Source organism: Corallococcus sp. EGB, from assembly GCF_019968905.1.
Classification (GTDB): Bacteria; Myxococcota; Myxococcia; order Myxococcales; family Myxococcaceae; genus Corallococcus.
The window spans coordinates 2,654,164-2,674,553 of the sequence record NZ_CP079946.1; the positions used below are offsets into that span (position 1 = coordinate 2,654,164).

Sequence of the window (20,390 nt, forward strand, 5' to 3'; positions counted from 1 at the left end):
CGATGTTCGCCCTGCCTGCGTCGGTGCGCGTGGTGCTGGCGATGGAGCCGGTGGACATGCGCAAGTCGATTGACGGCCTCATGGCGCTGGTGCGCACGGCGTGGGGCGAGGACGTCTACTCGGGGCACCTCTTCGCCTTCGTCTCCAGGCGAGGCGACCGCATCAAGGTGCTGACGTGGAGCCGGGGCGGCTTCGTGCTTCTCTACAAGCGGCTGGAGACGGGCCGCTTCCGGCTGCCGCCGGTGGACGCGGGCGCGCAGGCAGTGACGCTGGACGCCACGCAGTTGGCGATGCTGCTGGACGGCATCGACGTGGCCCAGGTGAGGCGCCAGCCCGCCTGGGCACCTCCCGGGCGTACGGGCAGCTGACGTGCCCGGCTCGGGACGCGGCGTGGCGCAGGCGTGTTGAGGTTGGGTGCCGCGCGAACTCCCTCAGGACCACTTCTGCCCCTGGCGTGAGGAAGCCGAGGAGCTCAAGGCCGAGGTGAGCCGCATTGGCGGGGAGGTGGACGCCCTCAAGGGGCAGCTTGCGGCCCTGCAGCGCCACGTCTTCGGCAAGAGGGCGGAGAAGCTGCCGACGGTGGCGGCTGAGTTGCGAGGGGACGCGGATTCGACGGCGGCCCAGGCCGAGGCCGCGAAAGAGAAGCGGCAAGAGAGAGCCGCCCGCAAGGCCGAGGGGGCCCCGGCGCGGGAGATTCGCCACGCGGTGCCGGCCGAGGAGCGCCACTGCCCGGCGTGCGGCAGCGAGGACTTGAGGCCCCTGGGCAAGGGCAAAACCTCGGTGGTGTACGAGTACGTGCCCGCCCGCTTCGAGAAGCAGGTGCACGTGCAGGAGGTGCTGGCGTGCGCGTGCGGCCGGGGCGTCGTCACCGCCCCGCCTCCGGCCCGGGTGGTGGACAGGGGCGAGTACGGCCCGGGCTTCCTCTCCCACGTGGTGACGTCGAAGTGCGCGGACGCCATGCCGCTGCACCGACTCGCCCAGCGGGTGGAGAGAAGCGGCGTGCCCATGAGTCGCAGCACCCTGACGGACCTCTTCCACCAGGCCGCCTCGGTGCTGCTGCCTCTTTCGCAGCACCTCCTGCAGTGCATTGCGTCCGCGGACGTGGTGTGGGCCGACGAGACGCCCATGCGCGTGCTGGACGTGAAGAAGACACGCCAGGGCTACCTCTGGACTTTCCTCACCCAGACGCCCGAAGGGCAGTGGCTCCTGGGCTACCGCTTCAGCCTCGGCCGGGCCAGCACGACGCCCAAGGACGTGCTGGGCGGCACCCGGGGCGCCCTCGTCGTGGATGCCTATACCGGCTACAACGCGGTGACGCTGCCCGAAGGGCGCGTCCGCGTCGGGTGTTGGGCGCATGTGCGGCGCCGCTTCTTCGAGGCGCTCCCCACCGCGCCCGAGGCCCGCGAGGCCTTGGACTTCATTCTGGCCCTCTACCGGGTGGAGGCGCTGGCCCGCGACGCGGGCGTCGTGCGCACGGACGCGCACCAAGCGCTGCGCCAGCAGCAGAGCCTCCCCGTCCTCTCGGCGCTGCGTGCGTGGATGGAAGCGCAGACTTCGCGCCATCTGCCCAAGGGGCCCATGGGCCAGGCCCTCTCCTACGCGCTGAAGCAGTGGGACGCCCTGACGCGCTTCTCTTCCGACGCGCGTCTGCCCTTGGACAACAACCGCTCCGAGGCGGCGCTGCGCAAGGCCGCCCTGGGCCGGAAGAATTTCCTCTTCGTCGGCCACGAGGCCGCAGGGCAGAACCTCGCCGGCCTCTACGCTCTCGTCGCCACCTGCGAGGCCAACCAGGTCAATCCCGAGGCGTACCTCGCGGATGTCCTGCTGCGGGTGCAGACGCACCCGAATGCGCGCATCGGTGAGTTGCTACCTCACGAGTGGAAGCGGCGACGCGCCGCTGACCCGCCCGAGTCACCCCTCCAGCCCAGTCCCTGACCAACTCGCTCCTCGCGGCGCCCGCTGAGCACGGTCGTGGTCCGTCTTCAATCCTTCCGGCACGTCACTGGCCGGACGGTTACGAAGAGCTCGCGCCATACACCGGCCGTAGCCGGTCGCATTGTCGGACGTGCGTGACGGTGTCTCCCACCTGGAACGTGCGTGCCATGAATCAGGAGTCTAGCGGCCCTGGCACATGGATCCGCCATGACTTCTCGCGGTCTCCTTGGCTATTCCTCGGGTGCCAGGAATGTGTCCAGCGAAGGCACGTCCTCGAATTCCTTTTGCGGGTCGAGGAGGGGGGCTGTCGGTCTCCAGGTGTCGTAATCCGAGGGCTCACCCATCACGACCGCGGACTGCTCCTCCTGATGCGGAAGGGCCCGTTGAGGAGTGCGGCATGCCGAGATGCACACCAGGACGAGAACCGCCCCGGGCGTATGTCGTGACGAGGGGCGGAGCAGGGCGCGGTCAATCATGAGTGAGTTCGATGCGTGTGTTGCGTCTCGGAGATTCCAACCCAAGACAAGGGGGGGAGATCTTTCATGCGAAGACCGCCCCCCACGGATTCACGACGTGCTGTACCAGCAGCTACGTGCCGCTACTGTCGTCACAGCGACAAAATAGATCATTGCATACCAGGACCCCGTTCTGCCCACATGGGAGCCCGCATACTCCGTACGTCGGCGAACATTGGCTGCCGAGCTGGCAAGTACCGCAGGAGTACATTGTTCCACATCCGTCTGAAACGGAACCACACTGACGGTTTGCGCAGGCTGTCGCTTGTGGAATGGGTTGGCAGGTGCCACAGACATTGGCGGTCCCGGCTCCGCCGCAGCTGTCCGTGCCGGAGCAGGTGCCACAGGATGTCACCGTCCGGGACTGACCGCAGTTGTCCTGGCCTGTTACCGAGCCGCAGTTTTTTCCCTGCCGCGAGCAGAACTGGGCGTTGGTTTCGGGCGCGCAACCGCACTGATTGGCGACACCGGAGCCACCGCAGGTCTGTGGGGCTGTACAGGTGCCGCATGATGCGATGTTGCTCGTGTTTCCACAGATATCCGTGGCCTGGAGGGGGCCGCACTGCGCCGAAACCCTGTGGCAGATCTCTTCCTCTGACTCGGCAATGCACTCTCTATAGCCACACGTCGCCAAGGGATCGCGTTCGGCCTCCGGAAGGCTGTTCGTAACGAGCTGGCATTGACTTTCAAGGAGGGTGCTTGGCTCGTCGGACGGCTGTCTCAGTTGGCTCTGCCGCGTGATGGCCTGCTTGTAGAGGTCGATGGCAAGCTTCTTGTTGCCGGTTCGAGTGGCGAGTTCAGCGCGAGCCGCCAGGCACGCCACAAGGGCTGGCGCCTGCGCAAGGACTGCCTCCGCTTGCGCGGTGTTGTTCTTCTGCTCGTGGTACGCGGCAAGTATCAATGCCTGCGAGCACTGTTGGGCGGGAACGGGCGCCTGCGGTGGGTCCAGGATCTCCAGCTTGGTTTGAGCGATGGCCCAGCCCTTCCAGCTCCCAGGAGTGGATCCTGTGCGGGAATCCAGAAGGAGCTTCAGTTTGTAGGTCCCAGTGGCCAGCAGCGAGGTGGCTTCTGGGGGAAGAATCACGAGCAACTTTTTCGGACTGCCAGGAGCAATCTGGGTGCTTGCTCCTACCGGCGTCAAGACTTGAAAGGGCCAGGACTGGAGCACTCCTTGTTGGTTCTTGACGGACAACTTGACGAGCCGTGTCCATTTTCCGGAGGGAACGGAAATCTGGACGGGCTGAACCGTGGCGATGCCTGCCGCCACGACCTCGCCTGCGGGCAAACCAAAATAGAGCTGGAGGATGAGGGGCGAACCTCTAAAGGTGACGTTCGGGGGGGTGCCGAAAACGCCAATTCCCAGCTCAGGTTCGATGACTGTCTGGGCTTGGGCAGTGAATCCCTGAAGTGCGAAACAAAAGAGGAGCACCTGCAGCAGTGACGTCGATTTTCGAGTGTTCATGGTGCCTTACCTTTGGGGAGCGGCAATGCGGTCATTGACGAGAATCTGATGCATGCAGTCGCCTCGGCTGGCACTTCCATGCCGCGAGCGCGCCCCCGCATTGAAGGTTACGCCTGTTTTTCTCGAGCAGAGCTGCTTGCCGGGTTGTTCTCGGTTCCGGATCCAGAGTCGCTTGACGCTGGTTGCTGTGTCAGTCCCCTCGCGAACAAGTGTCGCCCCGGTGTAACGCATGTAGCAATCCTCGAAGCCACTGTATTGGTTTCCCGAGGTCGGGGAGAAAGTGACCTTGTCGAACCTTCCAGCCTGGCGATAATCCGGTGATGGAACTAGTTCCACGAACGTATCCGCATCATAGAGTTCGGTGATTCGGATCGGCTCCACTTTCCCCTTTGCATCCTTCGCCTGGATGAATGCGTCATAAGCCCTTACGATAAATTCTTCGGAGACCGCTGCGTCGCCATGATGGTAGATGTTGACGGTGTGTCCAAGCTCGTGTGCGACAACCGACGCGATCTCCAGTGTGTCGCTGTCGAGGGTCTTTCTTGATAGCTCAACGACCGAATGGTCCTTGGGCGTGCCGTTGGCTGAAGAGTTCTTCCGGAATGTCATGGACTGCCCAGTCGGGGTGTCGACATCCTCATCGGAAGGGGGTCTCAAGACGACAAGGTGCTGATCGACAAGATGTCTGCCATCGGGCGCCCTGTTGAAGTTGATCACGCGGTGGTCGAGCTTGAAGTCACCCCGCCCCTCTGTCGGAGGGAACTCGCCGTCATCCAGTTGGTGGACACGCAGATTTGTGGTGGAGGCGAACAGTGTGATGCCTGGGTCTGCTATGTCCTTGAGCGCCATGTCCACAGAGAGGAAGTAATCCTTGGCTTTCGGATTCCCGCTGGTGTGTTTGCCCTTTTCCTGGAAGCCACGGTATTCCTCATACAGTGTCAGGCCATCTCCTCTGTTTCCGTCGCCGAGTGGAATGTCCTCGTTGTCATCGGTGTCTTCCAGGTTCTCGACCTGATATTGCTGCTTCCAGCTGTCGGCGATGAAGGAGTCGCTCTTGCGCTTGGGGATACGCAATGCGCTTTCATTGGGTGCGGAGGTGACCACCCCATGGATGATACGTCCGTCAGGCAGCGTCGCATCCACCGTCATCTCGCCGTAGGCGCCCCAGTCGAATGAATCAACATACACAGTGGCGGAGTCATACAAGCTGTCCGGTGTCCGTCCTTCCTGGAGGGTCTCGCCGCCTGATGTCGCGTCCGTGATGTCGAGCGCTGTTTCCTGGGTGGGGCGCAACTCAAGGTCGCGTTCGTTATACTGCCCCCCGACCAGTGGCCAGTTGCTCGACACCCCGGGGACTGTTGAGGACTTGAGCCGGAAGACAATGTTCTTGGCCTGGAGAGCTTCGGGTCCCAGGAGTCTGGCTGTCACCTCGAGTGAGTTGATGATATCTGAGCTTGCATCCTGCGACAGGGACTGGGGCGGGCCAGAACTGAAGGCGACGGCAACACCATCGAGAGGTGGGGCGTCGAGCATCTCGTCGGCTTCATCCACCGAGGGAGCGGAAGGCCGCCATTCGGCGTAGTTGTCGGGAGGCTCGATGAGGAGCTTGACCTCGTTGAGGTCCATTGGCGAAAGCTGGAACGAGAAGTTGTAGGGGATCTTCTGGCTCTCTGAGCCACAAGGGGCAGCCTGGTCCTCCGTGACGTTCACGCTGAGTTCCAGTCCGCTCGCCGGAATGGGCCATGGCGTGGTTCCGAGTCCTGGGTACCTCAGCGCCGGTTTATAAACGGTCGAGGTGTGTGTTTCGACCGAGGACTCGGAGAGCGTGGTGATGAAGGCACTGCTGGTGTTGATGTCATGCCCATAGAGGAACCGGAAGTTTGGGCCCTCGTAGGCAGTTGCTTCTGGCGTCATGAACAATAATGCGAGTGTGTTGATTTTTTGGGAAGGGAGCGTCCAGGTCGTCCGATGCCAGAGCTGAGTGGTGATGTTTGTTTCCTGGATGCATTTGATCGTAACTGTTCCCTGGAACCGGCCCGTCCATGCGTAGAGAGAGCCGGCGTCCTGTGTCAGATACGCGATCCCCGCCCCCTGGTGGGTACATTCAATGGTGTAGGTTGACCCCCCTTCGGTGAAGGTCCGTTTGGCTGCGGCCGATGAGAACCTCACCGTGCCACCGTAGACCTTGACGTTCTCGAAGCGCGTGTTGCCCAGGGCAGAGGTCTTGCTTCGGAGCTGAAGCGCGTCGTCATTCGAAGTCGATGGGCGGCAGGCTGTGATTGCCAGTAATGCGAAGACTGCAGATATCTGCCGCAGAGTGGGCGATGAAGTGCGGGCCATGTCTGGTGAGTGCTTTCGGATCTGGTGATGAGGGAACTGAACGCGACGGGCGTCCCCGGCCTATGTTTAACATAGTACGCCGGGGTGGGATGCCAGTTCCGTGCCAGGTTTCCGTGACGTAGGGCCGGGCTTGCTGGAAAGAGGAAAGGGGCGGCCCTCCCATGTGGAGGCCCCCCTCGTTACTTCAGGACGTCAGGACGACTACGCCGATTTGCGACGGCGCAGCATGCCCATGGCCGCGAAGAGCGCCATTAGCGGAGCCATGCCGCCCACAGAGCCAACGGCGGACGAGCAGCCGCCGCCCTCTTCCTCGACCTTCGGGACGGTGACCTTCACCTCGGCGGTGCTGGTGGCACCGGCCGCGTCCTTCACCGTCACGGTGAAGGTGTGGGTCTCCGCCGTGGTCTTCTTCGCTGGCGTGAAGCTGGCTTCGGCGGAGTTGGCGCCCGACAGCGTCGTCGCCGCGCCACCCGTCTGCACCCAGGCGTTTGTCAGCGCCTCGTTGTCCGGATCCGTGGACGTCGAGGCGTCCAGCTTCACCTGCTCACCGCCGCGAGCACCGGAGATGAGCCGGGCCTTGGCGACCGGCGCCTGGTTCACGTTCGTCACCATGACCGAGTAGACGAACTGACCGGCCGTCGCGCCGTCCGCGTCCGTCACCACCAGTCTGAAAGCCAGGGCCGTGTTGCCCTGCACCTGCGGCGCGGTGAAGCCCAGCTCCCTCAAGCAGGTGCGGAGGTGGCGAGCGCGGGGCTTGAGGCAGCGGCCAGGAAAGAGCGGATGGCGGAGGCCCGGCGCCCGCGTGCTCGACAGCGCGGGAGTTCACCAGGAGGAACCATGTCGGCTGCATCACGGGTGATGGCGGGGCAGGGCGACATCCGAACGTGGCAGGAGGATTTTTACCGAGAGCTACATCAGCATCCGGAGCTCTCCCACCACGAGAACGCGACAGCGCGGAAGGTGGCCGAGCGGCTCAAGCAGGCGGGCTCTCAGGTGCACTCTGGAGTCGGCGGCACCGGCGTCGTCGGGGTGTTGCGCAATGGGGACGGCCCCACGGTGCTGCTCCGGGCGGACATGGATGCGCTGCCCGTCCGTGAGACGACCGGGCTGCCCTATGCCAGCACCGTCACCACGACCAATGCCGACGGCGACGCGGTTCCGGTGTCGCATGCCTGTGGCCACGACATGCACGTCGCGTGTCTGCTCGGAGCGGCCCACCTGTTGGCGGCGGGGCACCGAACACTGGAACGGCCGGGTCGTCACGCTGTTCCGGCCGGCCGAGGAGACCGGAGACGGAGTGTCGTAGCTCGGCGTAACAGGTCCTCCGGAGTTCGGCGAACCCGGTCGGGGTGAGTTCGGCCAAACCGGTCCGCACCGGTTCGGCCAACCCGGTCCCCCGGGCGTCCCGCCGACAGGCCACGCTGGCTTCCCTTGGAAAGGGAAGTGGCGTGAGTAACCGGAGAGTGGAGATGGACTGGCTGCAGGAATTGGTGCGGTTGCACCGCCTGGGCACGCCCGCGCGGCAAGTGGCCCGGGTGCTGCGCATGGGCGTGAACGTGGAGCGCAGCTATCGGCGCGTGCTGGAAGCGGCGGGGCTGCTGCGGGGCGACGTGCAGGTGCTGCCCGAGCTCGAGGTGCTCAAGGCCGCAGTGCTGGCGGGGCGGCCCGCGGCCCCGCCAGCGCCCCAGCAAACGTCCAGCCTGGAGGCACACCGCGCCCAGGTGGAAGCGTGGGTGGCGAAGGGACTGCAGCCACAGGCCATCTTCACCCGGTTGCAGATGGAGGCGGGGGTGCCGGCAGGCAGCCTCTCGGCCGTCAAGCGCCTGGTGGGCAGCGTGCGTCGGGCGCAGGGCGTGAGTGAAGAGGACGTCGCCATCCCCGTGGAGACGGCCCCAGGCGAAGTCGCGCAGGTGGACTTCGGTGAAGTGGGCCGATTGTACGACGCAGACGCAGGGACTCTGCGTCGCGCCTGGGTGTTCGTCAGGGTGCTCGGCTATAGCCGCCACCTCTTCGCCACGGTGGTTTTCGACCAGCGTGTGGAGACGTGGCTGCGCTGCCACGAGGCCGCCTTCACGTACTTTGGCGGGGTGCCCCGGTGCGTGGTGCCCGACAACCTCAAGGCGGCGGTGGTGCGCGCTGCTTTCGGGGTGGACGGGGAGCGGGCCCTGCAGCGCAGCTACCGCGCGCTGGCGCGCCACTACGGCTTCATCGTCGACCCGGCCCCTCCTCGCGCCCCTGAGAAGAAAGGCAAGGTGGAGGCGGGCGTGCGCTACGTGAAAGGCAACTTCTTCGCCGGGAGGGCCGGAGAGGACGCGCGCGAGTGCGAGGCCGCACTGCAGCGCTGGCTGCGGGACGTGGCGTCGGTGCGCGTGCACGGCACGACGGGGCGTCAGCCGCGCCTCCTCTTCCAGCAGGCCGAAGCCGAGGCGCTGCGTGCGCTGCCGGCGGCCGCGTGGGCGCCCGAGGTGTGGCACGAGGCCCGCGTGCACCGCGACGCCCACGTCATGTACGGCCGACGGCTGTACTCAGTGCCGTGGCGTCTCATCGGCCAGCGCGTCTGGCTGTGCGTCACGGCCTACGACGTGCGCGTGTACGCCCAGGACGAGCGCGTGGCCACCCACCCGCTGCGCGGCGAGGGCCACCGCAGCACCGTGGAGTCCCACCTGCCCGAGGCGCGCGCGGCCCTGCGCCACCGCAGCCGCGGCCACTGGGAGACACGGGCGGCCCGGCTGGGCCCGCACACCGAGGCGTACGTGCGCGCCGTCTTCGACGCCGATGACGTCCTCAGCCAGCTGCGCTGCGTGCAGGCCATGGTGGTGCACCTGGAGGGCTTCCCGCGCGAGCGGGCCGAGGCCGCGTGCCGCCGGGCGCTGCACTTCGGCAACCTGCGCTACCAGGGCCTCAAGGACATCCTGCGCCGCGGCCTGGACTTGCAGCCGTTGCCCCAGGACGGGCACCTGGCCCTCGCCACGCCCGCCGCCACGGCTGCGTCGCCGGCGCCCCGCTACGCGCGCGACGTGCGCACGCTGCTGCTGCGTTAGCGCCCCCTCCTCGCTGTCCCCGCAGTCCCACCCCGCTCAAGGAGTGTCCCGCCGCATGAGTACCTATGACGAGCTCGTCCCCGTGCTGAAGAAGCTGCGCCTGTCCGGGCTGCTGCAGTCCCTCGAGGTGCGCTGCCGCGAGGCGGCCGACGCCAACCTGTCGCTGACGGAATTCCTCTACCGACTCCTGGCCGACGAGGTGGAGCGCCGCGACGGCAAGCAATTGGACGTGCGCATGCGCCGTGCCGCCTTCGAGCGGCCCAGCACCCTGGAGGACTTCGACTTCTCCTTCAACACCTCCGTCCCTCGCACCAAGGTGCTGGAGCTGGGCACCTGCGCCTTTGTCGAGCGGCAAGAGAATGTGCTGGTGGTGGGCCCGGCGGGCGTCGGCAAGAGTCACCTCGCCCAGGCGCTGGGGCAGCGAGCTTGCCGCGCCGGCCACGCCGTCCTCTACGTGAGCGCCCACGACATGCTCACGCAGTTGCGAGCCTCACGCGCCGACAACGGCTACGAGCGTCGCCTCCTGCGCTTCACCACGCCAGCCCTGCTCATCGTCGACGACCTCGGACTGCGGCCCCTTACGGGTGAGGAGGGCATCGACTTGTACGAGATTGTCCGCCGTCGCTACGAGCGCGCGGCCACTTGCATCACCTCCAATCGCGCCTTGGAGGAGTGGCCGCCGCTGTTTGGTGACGCACTGCTGGCCAGCGCCGCCATGGACCGGTTGCTGCACCACTCCCATGTCCTCACCATCGAGGGTGACAGCTACCGTAACCCTCCGCCCGCCAAGCGCACCCGCGCTCCGCGCGCGGCCCAGGTCGAGACTGCCGCACGCTGACACCTGGCGCAGCCCCTGCCGGACCGGTTTGGCCGAACCCGCGCGGCCCACTCCGTCGCAATTCCTGGGCGCTTCACGTCCGGACCTGGTTGGCCGAACCGAACGTAACCGTCCGGCCAACGACGTGCCGTGAGGGATTGCCGGGGTAGCGGGGCGCGGCGGACGCTGCTGGGCATGGCGAAGCAGGTGGAGAAGCCGGAGTGGGCGCGCATCGCGGAGGCCTTTGAGGCGAGCGGGCAGACGCAGCGGGAGTTCGCGTTGGCGCACGGCATGCGGCTGAGCACGTTGCAGTCGTGGGTGTACCGGCATCGGCGGTCCGCTCCATCGCGAGCGGAAGCCGTGCGGCTGTTGCCGGTGCGAGTGGCGAGCGCCCCCGCGGCGCCGGAGTCCCTGCTGGAGGTGGTGGCCACGAGCGGAGCGCGGGTGCGATTCGCGGTAGGCACCGACGTCGGTTACGTGGCCCGGCTCGTCGCCGCGTTGGGGCGCTGAAGCGATGTTCGCCCTGCCTGCGTCGGTGCGCGTGGTGCTGGCGATGGAGCCGGTGGACATGCGCAAGTCGATTGACGGCCTCATGGCGCTGGTGCGCACGGCGTGGGGCGAGGACGTCTACTCGGGGCACCTCTTCGCCTTCGTCTCCAGGCGAGGCGACCGCATCAAGGTGCTGACGTGGAGCCGGGGCGGCTTCGTGCTTCTCTACAAGCGGCTGGAGACGGGCCGCTTCCGGCTGCCGCCGGTGGACGCGGGCGCGCAGGCAGTGACGCTGGACGCCACGCAGTTGGCGATGCTGCTGGACGGCATCGACGTGGCCCAGGTGAGGCGCCAGCCCGCCTGGGCACCTCCCGGGCGTACGGGCAGCTGACGTGCCCGGCTCGGGACGCGGCGTGGCGCAGGCGTGTTGAGGTTGGGTGCCGCGCGAACTCCCTCAGGACCACTTCTGCCCCTGGCGTGAGGAAGCCGAGGAGCTCAAGGCCGAGGTGAGCCGCATTGGCGGGGAGGTGGACGCCCTCAAGGGGCAGCTTGCGGCCCTGCAGCGCCACGTCTTCGGCAAGAGGGCGGAGAAGCTGCCGACGGTGGCGGCTGAGTTGCGAGGGGACGCGGATTCGACGGCGGCCCAGGCCGAGGCCGCGAAAGAGAAGCGGCAAGAGAGAGCCGCCCGCAAGGCCGAGGGGGCCCCGGCGCGGGAGATTCGCCACGCGGTGCCGGCCGAGGAGCGCCACTGCCCGGCGTGCGGCAGCGAGGACTTGAGGCCCCTGGGCAAGGGCAAAACCTCGGTGGTGTACGAGTACGTGCCCGCCCGCTTCGAGAAGCAGGTGCACGTGCAGGAGGTGCTGGCGTGCGCGTGCGGCCGGGGCGTCGTCACCGCCCCGCCTCCGGCCCGGGTGGTGGACAGGGGCGAGTACGGCCCGGGCTTCCTCTCCCACGTGGTGACGTCGAAGTGCGCGGACGCCATGCCGCTGCACCGACTCGCCCAGCGGGTGGAGAGAAGCGGCGTGCCCATGAGTCGCAGCACCCTGACGGACCTCTTCCACCAGGCCGCCTCGGTGCTGCTGCCTCTTTCGCAGCACCTCCTGCAGTGCATTGCGTCCGCGGACGTGGTGTGGGCCGACGAGACGCCCATGCGCGTGCTGGACGTGAAGAAGACACGCCAGGGCTACCTCTGGACTTTCCTCACCCAGACGCCCGAAGGGCAGTGGCTCCTGGGCTACCGCTTCAGCCTCGGCCGGGCCAGCACGACGCCCAAGGACGTGCTGGGCGGCACCCGGGGCGCCCTCGTCGTGGATGCCTATACCGGCTACAACGCGGTGACGCTGCCCGAAGGGCGCGTCCGCGTCGGGTGTTGGGCGCATGTGCGGCGCCGCTTCTTCGAGGCGCTCCCCACCGCGCCCGAGGCCCGCGAGGCCTTGGACTTCATTCTGGCCCTCTACCGGGTGGAGGCGCTGGCCCGCGACGCGGGCGTCGTGCGCACGGACGCGCACCAAGCGCTGCGCCAGCAGCAGAGCCTCCCCGTCCTCTCGGCGCTGCGTGCGTGGATGGAAGCGCAGACTTCGCGCCATCTGCCCAAGGGGCCCATGGGCCAGGCCCTCTCCTACGCGCTGAAGCAGTGGGACGCCCTGACGCGCTTCTCTTCCGACGCGCGTCTGCCCTTGGACAACAACCGCTCCGAGGCGGCGCTGCGCAAGGCCGCCCTGGGCCGGAAGAATTTCCTCTTCGTCGGCCACGAGGCCGCAGGGCAGAACCTCGCCGGCCTCTACGCTCTCGTCGCCACCTGCGAGGCCAACCAGGTCAATCCCGAGGCGTACCTCGCGGATGTCCTGCTGCGGGTGCAGACGCACCCGAATGCGCGCATCGGTGAGTTGCTACCTCACGAGTGGAAGCGGCGACGCGCCGCTGACCCGCCCGAGTCACCCCTCCAGCCCAGTCCCTGACCAACTCGCTCCTCGCGGCGCCCGCTGAGCACGGTCGTGGTCCGTCTTCAATCCTTCCGGCACGTCACTGGCCGGACGGTTACAACCGAACAGCGACCTGCTTGGCCGAGCCTTGACACTGCCCACCGCGCCCGAGGCCCGCGAGGCCCTGGACTTCATTCTGGCCCTCTACCGGGTGGAGGCGCTGGCCCGCGACGCGGGCGTCGTGCGCACGGACGCGCACCAAGCGCTGCGCCAGCAGCAAAGTCTCCCCGTCCTCACTGCGCTGCGTGCGTGGATGGAATCCCAGGCCCCACGCCACCTGCCCAGGGGCCCCATGGGCCAGGCCCTCTCCTACGCGCTCAAGCAGTGGGACGCCCTGACGCGCTTCTCTTCCGACGCGCGTCTGCCCTTGGACAACAACCGAAGCGAGGCCGCGCTGCGCAAGGCCGCCCTGGGCCGGAAGAATTTCCTCTTCGTCGGCCATGAGGCCGCGGGCGCGAACCTCGCGGGCCTCTACGCCCTCGTCGCCACCTGCGAGGCCAACCAGGTCAATCCCGAGGCGTACCTCGCGGATGTCCTGCTGCGGGTGCAGACGCACCCGAATGCGCGCATCGGTGAGCTGCTACCCCACGAGTGGAGGCGGCGACGCGCCGCCGACCCGCCCGCTTCGCCCCTCCAGCCCAGTCCCTGAACAACTCACGCTCCTCGCGGCGCCCGCTGAGCACGGTCGTGGTCCGTCTTCAATCCTTCCGGCACGTCACTGGCCGGACGGTTACGAAGAGCTCGCGCCATACACCGGCCGTAGCCGGTCGCATTGTCGGACGTGCGTGACGGTGTCTCCCACCTGGAACGTGCGTGCCATGAATCAGGAGTCTAGCGGCCCTGGCACATGGATCCGCCATGACTTCTCGCGGTCTCCTTGGCTATTCCTCGGGTGCCAGGAATGTGTCCAGCGAAGGCACGTCCTCGAATTCCTTTTGCGGGTCGAGGAGGGGGGCTGTCGGTCTCCAGGTGTCGTAATCCGAGGGCTCACCCATCACGACCGCGGACTGCTCCTCCTGATGCGGAAGGGCCCGTTGAGGAGTGCGGCAGGCCGAGATGCACACCAGGACGAGAACCGCCCCGGGCGTATGTCGTGACGAGGGGCGGAGCAGGGCGCGGTCAATCATGAGTGAGTTCGATGCGTGTGTTGCGTCTCGGAGATTCCAACCCAAGACAAGGGGGGAGATCTTTCATGCGAAGACCGCCCCCCACGGATTCACGACGTGCTGTACCAGCAGCTACGTGCCGCTACTGTCGTCACAGCGACAAAATAGATCATTGCATACCAGGACCCCGTTCTGCCCACATGGGAGCCCGCATACTCCGTACGTCGGCGAACATTGGCTGCCGAGCTGGCAAGTACCGCAGGAGTACATTGTTCCACATCCGTCTGAAACGGAACCACACTGACGGTTTGCGCAGGCTGTCGCTTGTGGAATGGGTTGGCAGGTGCCACAGACATTGGCGGTCCCGGCTCCGCCGCAGCTGTCCGTGCCGGAGCAGGTGCCACAGGATGTCACCGTCCGGGACTGACCGCAGTTGTCCTGCCCCGTTACCGAGCCGCAGTTTTTTCCCTGCCGCGAGCAGAACTGGGCGTTGGTTTCGGGCGCGCAACCGCACTGATTGGCGACACCGGAGCCACCGCAGGTCTGTGGGGCTGTACAGGTGCCGCATGATGCGATGTTGCTCGTGTTTCCACAGATATCCGTGGCCTGGAGGGGGCCGCACTGCGCCGAAACCCTGTGGCAGATCTCTTCCTCTGACTCGGCAATGCACTCTCTATAGCCACACGTCGCCAAGGGATCGCGTTCGGCCTCCGGAAGGCTGTTCGTCACGAGCTGGCATTGACTTTCAAGGATGGTGCTTGGCTCGTCGGACGGCTGTCTCAGTTGGCTCTGCCGCGTGATGGCCTGCTTGTAGAGGTCGATGGCAAGCTTCTTGTTGCCGGTTCGAGTGGCGAGTTCAGCGCGAGCCGCCAGGCACGCCACAAGGGCTGGCGCCTGCGCAAGGACTGCCTCCGCTTGCGCGGTGTTGTTCTTCTGCTCGTGGTACGCGGCAAGTATCAATGCCTGCGAGCACTGTTCGGCGGGATCGGGCGCCTGCGGTGGGTCCAGGATCTCCAGCGTGGTGTCATCGATGGCCCAGCCCTTCCAGCTCCCAGGAGTGGAGCCTGTGCGGGAATCCAGAAGGAGCTTCAGTTTGTAGGTCCCAGTGGCCAGCAGCGAGGTGGCTTCTGGGGGAAGAATCACGAGCAACTCTTTCGGACTGCCAGGAGCAATCTGGATGCTTGCTCCGACCGGCGTCAAGACTTGAAAGGGCCAGGACTGGAGCACTCCTTGTTGGTTCTTGACGGACAGCTTGACGAGCCGTGTCCATTTTCCGGAGGGAACGGAAATCTGGACGGGCTGAATCGTGGCGCTGCCTGCCGCCGCGACCTTGCCTGCGGGCAAACCAAAATAGAGCTGGAGGATGAGGGGCGAACCTCTGAAGGTGACGTTCGGGGGGTCGCCGAAAACGCCAATTCCCAGCTCAGGTTCGATGACTGTCTGGGCTTGGGCAGTGAATCCCTGAAGTGTGAACCAAAAGAGGAGCACCTGCAGCAGTGACGTCGATTTTCGAGTGATCATGGTGCCTTACCTTTGGGGAGCGGCAATGCGGTCATTGACGAGAATCTGATGGATGCAGTCGCCTCGGAGGGCACTCCCATGCCGCGAGCGCGGCCCCGCGTTGAAGGTTACGCCTGTTTTTCTCGAGCAGAGCTGCTTGCCGGGTTGTTCTCGGTTCCGGATCCAGAGTCGCTTGACGCTGGTTGCTGTGTCAGTCCCCTCGCGGACAAGTGTCGCCCCGGTGTAACGCATGTAGCAATCCTCGAAGCCACTGTATTGATTTCCCGAGGTCGGGGAGAAAGTGACCTTGTTGAACCTTCCAGCCTGGCGATAATCCGGTGATGGAACTAGTTCCACGAACGTATCCGCATCATAGAGTTCGGAGATTCGGAGCGGCTCCACTTTCCCCTTTGCATCCTTCGCCTGGATGAATGCGTCATAAGCCCTTACGATAAATTCTTCGGAGACCGCTGCGTCGCCATGATGGTAGATGTTGACGGTGTGTCCAAGCTCGTGTGCGACATCCGTCTCGATATTCAGGTCGCCGCTTTTGAGGGTCTTTTTTGATAGCTCAACGACCGAAATGTCCTTGGGCGTGCCGTTGGCTGAATCGTTCTTCCGGTATGTCCTGGACTCTCCAGTCGTGGTGTCGCCATACTCCGTGTCGCCATCCTTCTTGGGGGGGCGTGTCAAGACGACAAGGTGCTGATCGACAAGATGTCTGCCATCGGGCGCCCTGTTGAAGTTGATCACGCGGTGGTCGAGGTTGAAGTCACCCCGCCCCAGTGACGCAGGGAACTCGCCGCGCTTCAGTTGGTGGACTTCCAGCTTTGTGGTGGAGGCGAACAGTCCGATGCCTGGGTTTGCTATGTTCTTGAGCGACGAGTCCACAAAGAGGAAGTAATCCTTGGCTTTTGGATTCCCGCTGGTGTGTTTGCCCTGTTCCTGGAAGCCACGGTATTCCTCATACAGTGTCAGGCCATCTCCTCTGTTTCCGTCGCCGAGTGGAATGTCCTCGTTGTCATCGGTGTCTTCCAGGTTCTCGACCTGATATTGCTGCTTCCAGTTGTCGGCGATGAAGGAGTCGCTCTTGCGCTTGGGGATACGCAATGCGCTTTCATTGGGTGCGGAGGTGACCACCCCATGGATGATACGTCCGTCAGGCAGCGTCGCATCCACCGTCATCTCGCCGTAGGCGCCCCAGTCGAATGAATCAACATACACAGTGGCGGAGTCATACAAGCTGTCCGGTGTCCGTCCTTCCTGGAGGGTCTCGCCGCCTGATGTCGCGTCCGTGATGTCGAGCGCTGTTTCCTGGGTGGGGCGCAACTCAAGGTCGCGTTCGTTATACTGCTCCCCGACCAGTGGCCAGTTGCTCGACACCCCGGGGACTGTTGAGGACTTGAGCCGGAAGACAATGTTCTTGGCCTGGAGAGCTTCGGGTCCCAGGAGTCTGGCTGTCACCTCGAGTGAGTTGATGATATCTGAGCTTGCATCCTGCGACAGGGACTGGGGCGGGCCAGAACTGAAGGCGACGGCAACACCATCGAGAGGTGGGGCGTCGAGCATCTCGTCGGCTTCATCCACCGAGGGAGCGGAAGGCCGCCATTCGGCGTAGTTGTCGGGAGGCTCGATGAGGAGCTTGACCTCGTTGAGGTCCATTGGCGAAAGCTGGAACGAGAAGTTGTAGGGGATCTTCTGGCTCTGTGCGCCACAAGGGGCAGCCTGGTCCTCCGTGACGTTCACGCTGAGGTCCAGTCCGCTCGCCGGAATGGGCCATGGCGTGGTTCCGAGTCCTGGGTACCTCAGCGGCGATGCATAAGCGGTCGAGGTGTGTGTGCCGACCGAGGACTCGGAGAGCGTAGTGATGAAGGCGCTGCTGGTGTTGATGTCATGCCCGTAGAGGAACCGGAAGTTTGGGCCCTCGTAGGGAGTCGCTTCTGGCGTCATGAACAATAATGCGAGTGTGTTGATTTTTTGGGAAGGGAGCGTCACGGTCGTCCGCGCCCAGAGCTGAGTGGTGATGTTTCTTTCCTGGATGCATTTGATCGTAACTGTTCCCTGGAACCGGCCCGTCCAATAGTAGAGAGAGCCGGCGTCCTGTGTCAGATACGCGATCCCCGCCCCCTGGTGGGTACATTCAATGGTGTAGGTTGCCCCTTCTTCGGTGAAGGTCCGCTTGGTCGCGGCCGATGAGAACCTCACCGTGCCACCGTAGACCTTGACGTTCTCGAAGCGCGTGTTGCCCAGGGCAGAGGTCTTGCTTTGGAGCTGGAGCGCGCCGTCATCCGAAGTCGATGGGCGGCAGGCTGTGAGTGCCAGTAATGCGAAGACTGCGGATATCTGCCGCAGAGTGGGCGATGAAATGCGGGCCATGTCTGGTGAGTGCTTTCGGATCTGGTGATGAGGGAACTGAACGCGACGGGCGTCCCCGGCCTATGTTTAACATAGTACGCCGGGGTGGGATGCCAGTTCCGTGCCAGGTTTCCGTGACGTAGGGCCGGGCTTGGTGGAAAGAAGAAAGAGGCGGCCCTCCCAAGTGGAGGACCACCTCGTTATGTCAGGGAAGGTGTAGGTCGCCGCCGTGTTCTTCTTCGCCGGCGTGAAGCTGGCTTCGGCGGAGTTGGCGCCCGACAGCGTCGGCGCCGCGCCACCCGCCTGCATCCAGGCGTTTGTCAGCGCCTCGTTGTCCGGATCCGTGGACGTCGAGGCGTCCAGCTTCACCTGCTCACCGCCGCGAACACCGGAGATGATCTGGGCCTTGGCGACCGGCGCCTGGTTCACGTTCGTCACCGTGACCGAGTAGACGAACGGACCGGCCGTCGCGCCGTCCGCGTCCGTCACCACCAGGCTGAAGGCCAGGGGCGTGTTGCCCTGCACCTGCGGCGCGGTAAAGCCCAACTCCCTCAAGCAGGTGCGGAGGAGGCGAACGCGGGGCTTGAGGCAGCGGCCAGGAAGGAGCGGATGGCGGAGGCTCGACGCCCGCGTGCTCGACAGCCCGGGAGTTCACCAGGAGGAACCATGTCGGCTGCATCACGGGTGATGGCGGGGCAGGGCGACATCTGAACGTGGCAGGAGGACTTCTACCGCGAGCTGCATCAGCATCCGGAGGTCTCCCACCACGAGAACGCGACAGCGCGGAAGGCGGCCGAGCGGCTCAAGCAGTCGGGCTTTCAGGTGCACTCTGGAGTCGGCGGCACCGGCGTCGTCGGGGTGTTGCGCAATGGGGACGGCCCCACGGTGCTGCTCCGGGCGGACATGGATGCGCTGCCCGTCCGTGAGACGACCGGGCTGCCCTATGCCAGCACCGTCACCACGACCAATGCCGACGGCGACGCGGTTCCGGTGTCGCATGCCTGTGGCCACGACATGCACGTCGCGTGTCTGCTCGGAGCGGCCCACCTGCTCGCGGCCGGCACCGACCACTGGAACGGCCAGGTTGTCATGCTGTTTCAGCCGGCCGAGGAGACCGGAGACGGAGCGCGCGGCATGCTCGAGGATGGGCTCGCCAGGAGGATGGCTCGCCAGACAGGGAGAGCTGGCGAAGGAGGTGAGCGAACGCGAAGGCGATCAGCGCGCCGGCCGCCGCCCATCGCGGTGATCATGCCGAGGGTGATGACGCCAACGATGTCGAGGCGCGCGGCGCGCACCGCAGTCAATGCTCCGTTGAGGGCGAAGGCGAAGGTCCCCGTCAAACCAGGGATGAGCAGTGCGTAGGGTTCCCTGCTCATGCCGGGGGTTTGCCATGGGCCGCGTGAGTTCCTCCGGCGCTGGCCGGGGCCGCATGACGCTGGAGGGGGGCACGGATGTGGCGCCGAGAACGACTCAGCGTTCTGTGGCCGGGTCCGCATGGCCTCATGCTTGGGGCCGCTCGCGAACTCAGGTAACCTAGCCGGGCGTCCCTATGCGCGGAAGTCTCGAAGCTGAAGCTCCAACACCCGGAGGACGCGATGCCGAATTGCTACGGTGATGCTACGGTGGGCACGGGCAAAAAAAATCCCCTGTAAACCCGAGGGTTTACAGGGGACGAAGTGGCGAGGAGTACGGGACTTGAACCCGTGGCCTCCGGCGTGACAGGCCGGCGTTCTAACCAACTGAACTAACTCCCCACAAAACTCTTATGGGCGGAACAGGGATTGAACCTGTGACCATCGCCTTGTAAGGGCGCCGCTCTACCGCTGAGCTATCCGCCCCTGCGCGGCCCCGCCGTGACTCAGTGAGGCGGCTTGTACCGTCCCCATCCGCCCCCGTCAAGCATCTGTTTTCGAGGCCCCTGAGTTCATCTCCGCTCCCTCGGAAGGGGGCGGATCTGGCGGGCGCGGATCCGCCTACCCGGCCCGCACCTTCCACCGCCGCACGCGGCGGCGGGAGCGGGGAATCATCACCACGGCGCCCACCAGCAGGGCCACCGGCACGAACACCAACATCGTCTGCATCATCGCCTCCATGCCCGACACCATACGGAGACCCTCTGACATCCTGACGGGGAGTTCGTGACTTTCTGGAAACGACATTCCAAGCCGCCGGACTTCCGGCCGTCCTGGCGAGCAGGGGGCCGGACTGGCGGTGGAGGCTCATCCGCCCCGGGGAGGACCGCCCCGGCCGCCGTGGCCCGGGCCGTGGGAGCGATGCTCGGACTCCAGGATCATGCGGGCCTGGGTCTTCTGCGCGTCCGTCAACACCTGCTCGGCCTCCTGGTACGCCGCCATGCCGTTGGTGCGCAGCTGTTCGAAGAGGCCGCGGGCCTGCTCGCGGTTGGCCTGGTCCTGGGCGGAGGGCGTGCCCTGGGCGTTGCGGTCGGGCGGAGCAGGCGGACGCAGGGCCTCCAGGGACTGCTTCACGGGCGCGTTCTTCGCGTCGAGTGAGGTTTGGATCTGCTGCAGGCTCGACACCTGGGCGTCCGTGAGGGCCAGGTCCTGGCGGTGGTCGATGAGCAACTGGACGGGCGACTTGCGCTCGAAGGGGGGCGGACGGCGTGCGTCCTGTGACGTGGACGCCGTGGGGGTGGTGGATCCGGCGAAGGAGGGAACGGCGAACAGCAGGCCCAGCATGAACAGGTGGCGCTTCATGGCGATGCGTACCTCCCGCTTGCGCGTGATGACCGCACCCGGAAGCCTGGGGCCTGATGGCACGAAGACACCGCGTGGGACCCATGGGAGGGGTTGGTCCCCCACGGCGTCCCGTGCCGCTCAGGCCCGGGCTT

At 65.6% G+C, this 20,390-nt stretch carries 17 protein-coding genes, 2 tRNA genes and 2 pseudogenes; 10 read left to right on the plus strand and 11 right to left on the minus strand.

Annotation, left to right across the window (positions count from 1 at the left end; translation table 11 throughout):
- Window positions 1-2: 2 nt before the first annotated feature.
- Both tnpB (KYK13_RS11385) and KYK13_RS11390 read left to right on the plus strand, forming a co-directional pair.
- Complete coding sequence (tnpB, locus tag KYK13_RS11385; RefSeq protein WP_223644096.1) at window positions 3-368, plus strand: IS66 family insertion sequence element accessory protein TnpB; 366 nt, start codon at window positions 3-5, stop codon at window positions 366-368.
- Window positions 369-414: 46 nt separating this feature from the next.
- On the plus strand, window positions 415-1,935 hold the full coding sequence (locus tag KYK13_RS11390) for an IS66 family transposase (protein ID WP_223644097.1): 1,521 nt from the start codon (window positions 415-417) through the stop codon (window positions 1,933-1,935).
- A gap of 588 nt (window positions 1,936-2,523) precedes the next feature.
- On the opposite strand, the gene KYK13_RS11395 is transcribed toward KYK13_RS11390, so the two are convergent.
- The 3 genes from KYK13_RS11395 to KYK13_RS11405 form a co-directional block, all read right to left on the minus strand.
- Complete coding sequence (locus tag KYK13_RS11395; protein WP_223644098.1) at window positions 2,524-3,912, minus strand: lipopolysaccharide assembly protein LapB; 1,389 nt, start codon at window positions 3,910-3,912, stop codon at window positions 2,524-2,526.
- Window positions 3,913-3,918: 6 nt separating this feature from the next.
- Window positions 3,919-6,252 carry a hypothetical protein gene (locus tag KYK13_RS11400; RefSeq protein ID WP_223644099.1) on the minus strand — a complete coding sequence of 778 codons (2,334 nt, stop codon included), beginning with the start codon at window positions 6,250-6,252 and terminating at the stop codon, window positions 3,919-3,921.
- A gap of 201 nt (window positions 6,253-6,453) precedes the next feature.
- Window positions 6,454-6,978: an Ig-like domain-containing protein gene (locus KYK13_RS11405; protein WP_223644100.1), complete on the minus strand. Its 525-nt coding sequence runs from the start codon at window positions 6,976-6,978 to the stop codon at window positions 6,454-6,456.
- A gap of 348 nt (window positions 6,979-7,326) precedes the next feature.
- Here KYK13_RS11405 and KYK13_RS11410 point away from each other — a divergent pair, with 348 nt between their 5' ends.
- From KYK13_RS11410 to KYK13_RS11440, 7 genes and pseudogenes are all read left to right on the plus strand, one after another.
- Window positions 7,327-7,605: a M20/M25/M40 family metallo-hydrolase gene (locus KYK13_RS11410; RefSeq protein ID WP_223646587.1), complete on the plus strand. Its 279-nt coding sequence runs from the start codon at window positions 7,327-7,329 to the stop codon at window positions 7,603-7,605.
- 95 nt (window positions 7,606-7,700) lie between these two features.
- Entirely contained in the window at window positions 7,701-9,293 is a 1,593-nt protein-coding gene (istA, locus tag KYK13_RS11415; RefSeq protein ID WP_223644101.1) for an IS21 family transposase, read from the plus strand.
- Between the two features lie 55 nt (window positions 9,294-9,348).
- A complete protein-coding gene (istB, locus tag KYK13_RS11420; protein ID WP_223634900.1) occupies window positions 9,349-10,131 on the plus strand; it encodes an IS21-like element helper ATPase IstB in 783 nt (260 codons plus the stop codon).
- Between the two features lie 174 nt (window positions 10,132-10,305).
- Entirely contained in the window at window positions 10,306-10,620 is a 315-nt protein-coding gene (locus tag KYK13_RS11425; protein ID WP_223644095.1) for an IS66 family insertion sequence element accessory protein TnpB, read from the plus strand.
- A 4-nt stretch (window positions 10,621-10,624) separates the two neighbouring features.
- Entirely contained in the window at window positions 10,625-10,990 is a 366-nt protein-coding gene (gene tnpB, locus KYK13_RS11430) for an IS66 family insertion sequence element accessory protein TnpB (RefSeq protein WP_223644096.1), read from the plus strand.
- Window positions 10,991-11,036: 46 nt separating this feature from the next.
- Window positions 11,037-12,557 (plus strand): IS66 family transposase, encoded by a 1,521-nt coding sequence (locus KYK13_RS11435; protein WP_223644097.1) that lies wholly within the window; start codon window positions 11,037-11,039, stop codon window positions 12,555-12,557.
- Between the two features lie 118 nt (window positions 12,558-12,675).
- A pseudogene (locus tag KYK13_RS11440) lies at window positions 12,676-13,230 on the plus strand (transposase); the annotation flags it as partial.
- A 589-nt stretch (window positions 13,231-13,819) separates the two neighbouring features.
- Here KYK13_RS11440 and KYK13_RS11445 read toward each other — a convergent pair.
- The 3 genes from KYK13_RS11445 to KYK13_RS11455 all read right to left on the minus strand — a co-directional run bounded on the left by KYK13_RS11445 (window position 13,820) and on the right by KYK13_RS11455 (window position 18,088).
- Entirely contained in the window at window positions 13,820-15,208 is a 1,389-nt protein-coding gene (locus KYK13_RS11445; protein ID WP_223644102.1) for a lipopolysaccharide assembly protein LapB, read from the minus strand.
- A 6-nt stretch (window positions 15,209-15,214) separates the two neighbouring features.
- A complete protein-coding gene (locus KYK13_RS11450; RefSeq protein WP_223644103.1) occupies window positions 15,215-17,563 on the minus strand; it encodes a hypothetical protein in 2,349 nt (782 codons plus the stop codon).
- A gap of 66 nt (window positions 17,564-17,629) precedes the next feature.
- Window positions 17,630-18,088 carry an Ig-like domain-containing protein gene (locus tag KYK13_RS11455; protein ID WP_223644104.1) on the minus strand — a complete coding sequence of 153 codons (459 nt, stop codon included), beginning with the start codon at window positions 18,086-18,088 and terminating at the stop codon, window positions 17,630-17,632.
- A gap of 339 nt (window positions 18,089-18,427) precedes the next feature.
- On the opposite strand from KYK13_RS11455, the gene KYK13_RS38840 reads away from it, so the two are divergent.
- Window positions 18,428-18,904 carry a M20/M25/M40 family metallo-hydrolase gene (locus tag KYK13_RS38840; protein WP_370645410.1) on the plus strand — a complete coding sequence of 159 codons (477 nt, stop codon included), beginning with the start codon at window positions 18,428-18,430 and terminating at the stop codon, window positions 18,902-18,904.
- On the opposite strand, the pseudogene KYK13_RS39285 reads toward KYK13_RS38840, so the two are convergent.
- From KYK13_RS39285 to KYK13_RS11480, 5 genes and pseudogenes are all read right to left on the minus strand, one after another.
- Window positions 18,805-19,038, minus strand: a pseudogene (locus KYK13_RS39285) (TRIC cation channel family protein); the annotation flags it as partial. The gene KYK13_RS38840 and the pseudogene KYK13_RS39285 sit on opposite strands and share 100 nt — an antisense overlap.
- 181 nt (window positions 19,039-19,219) lie before the next feature.
- Window positions 19,220-19,296, minus strand: a tRNA-Asp gene (locus KYK13_RS11470).
- Between the two features lie 12 nt (window positions 19,297-19,308).
- Window positions 19,309-19,380: transfer RNA gene (locus KYK13_RS11475), tRNA-Val, on the minus strand.
- A gap of 135 nt (window positions 19,381-19,515) precedes the next feature.
- Complete coding sequence (locus KYK13_RS38845; RefSeq protein ID WP_255654232.1) at window positions 19,516-19,647, minus strand: hypothetical protein; 132 nt, start codon at window positions 19,645-19,647, stop codon at window positions 19,516-19,518.
- A gap of 114 nt (window positions 19,648-19,761) precedes the next feature.
- Entirely contained in the window at window positions 19,762-20,256 is a 495-nt protein-coding gene (locus KYK13_RS11480) for a Spy/CpxP family protein refolding chaperone (protein WP_223644105.1), read from the minus strand.
- Between the last annotated feature and the right edge of the window lie 134 nt (window positions 20,257-20,390).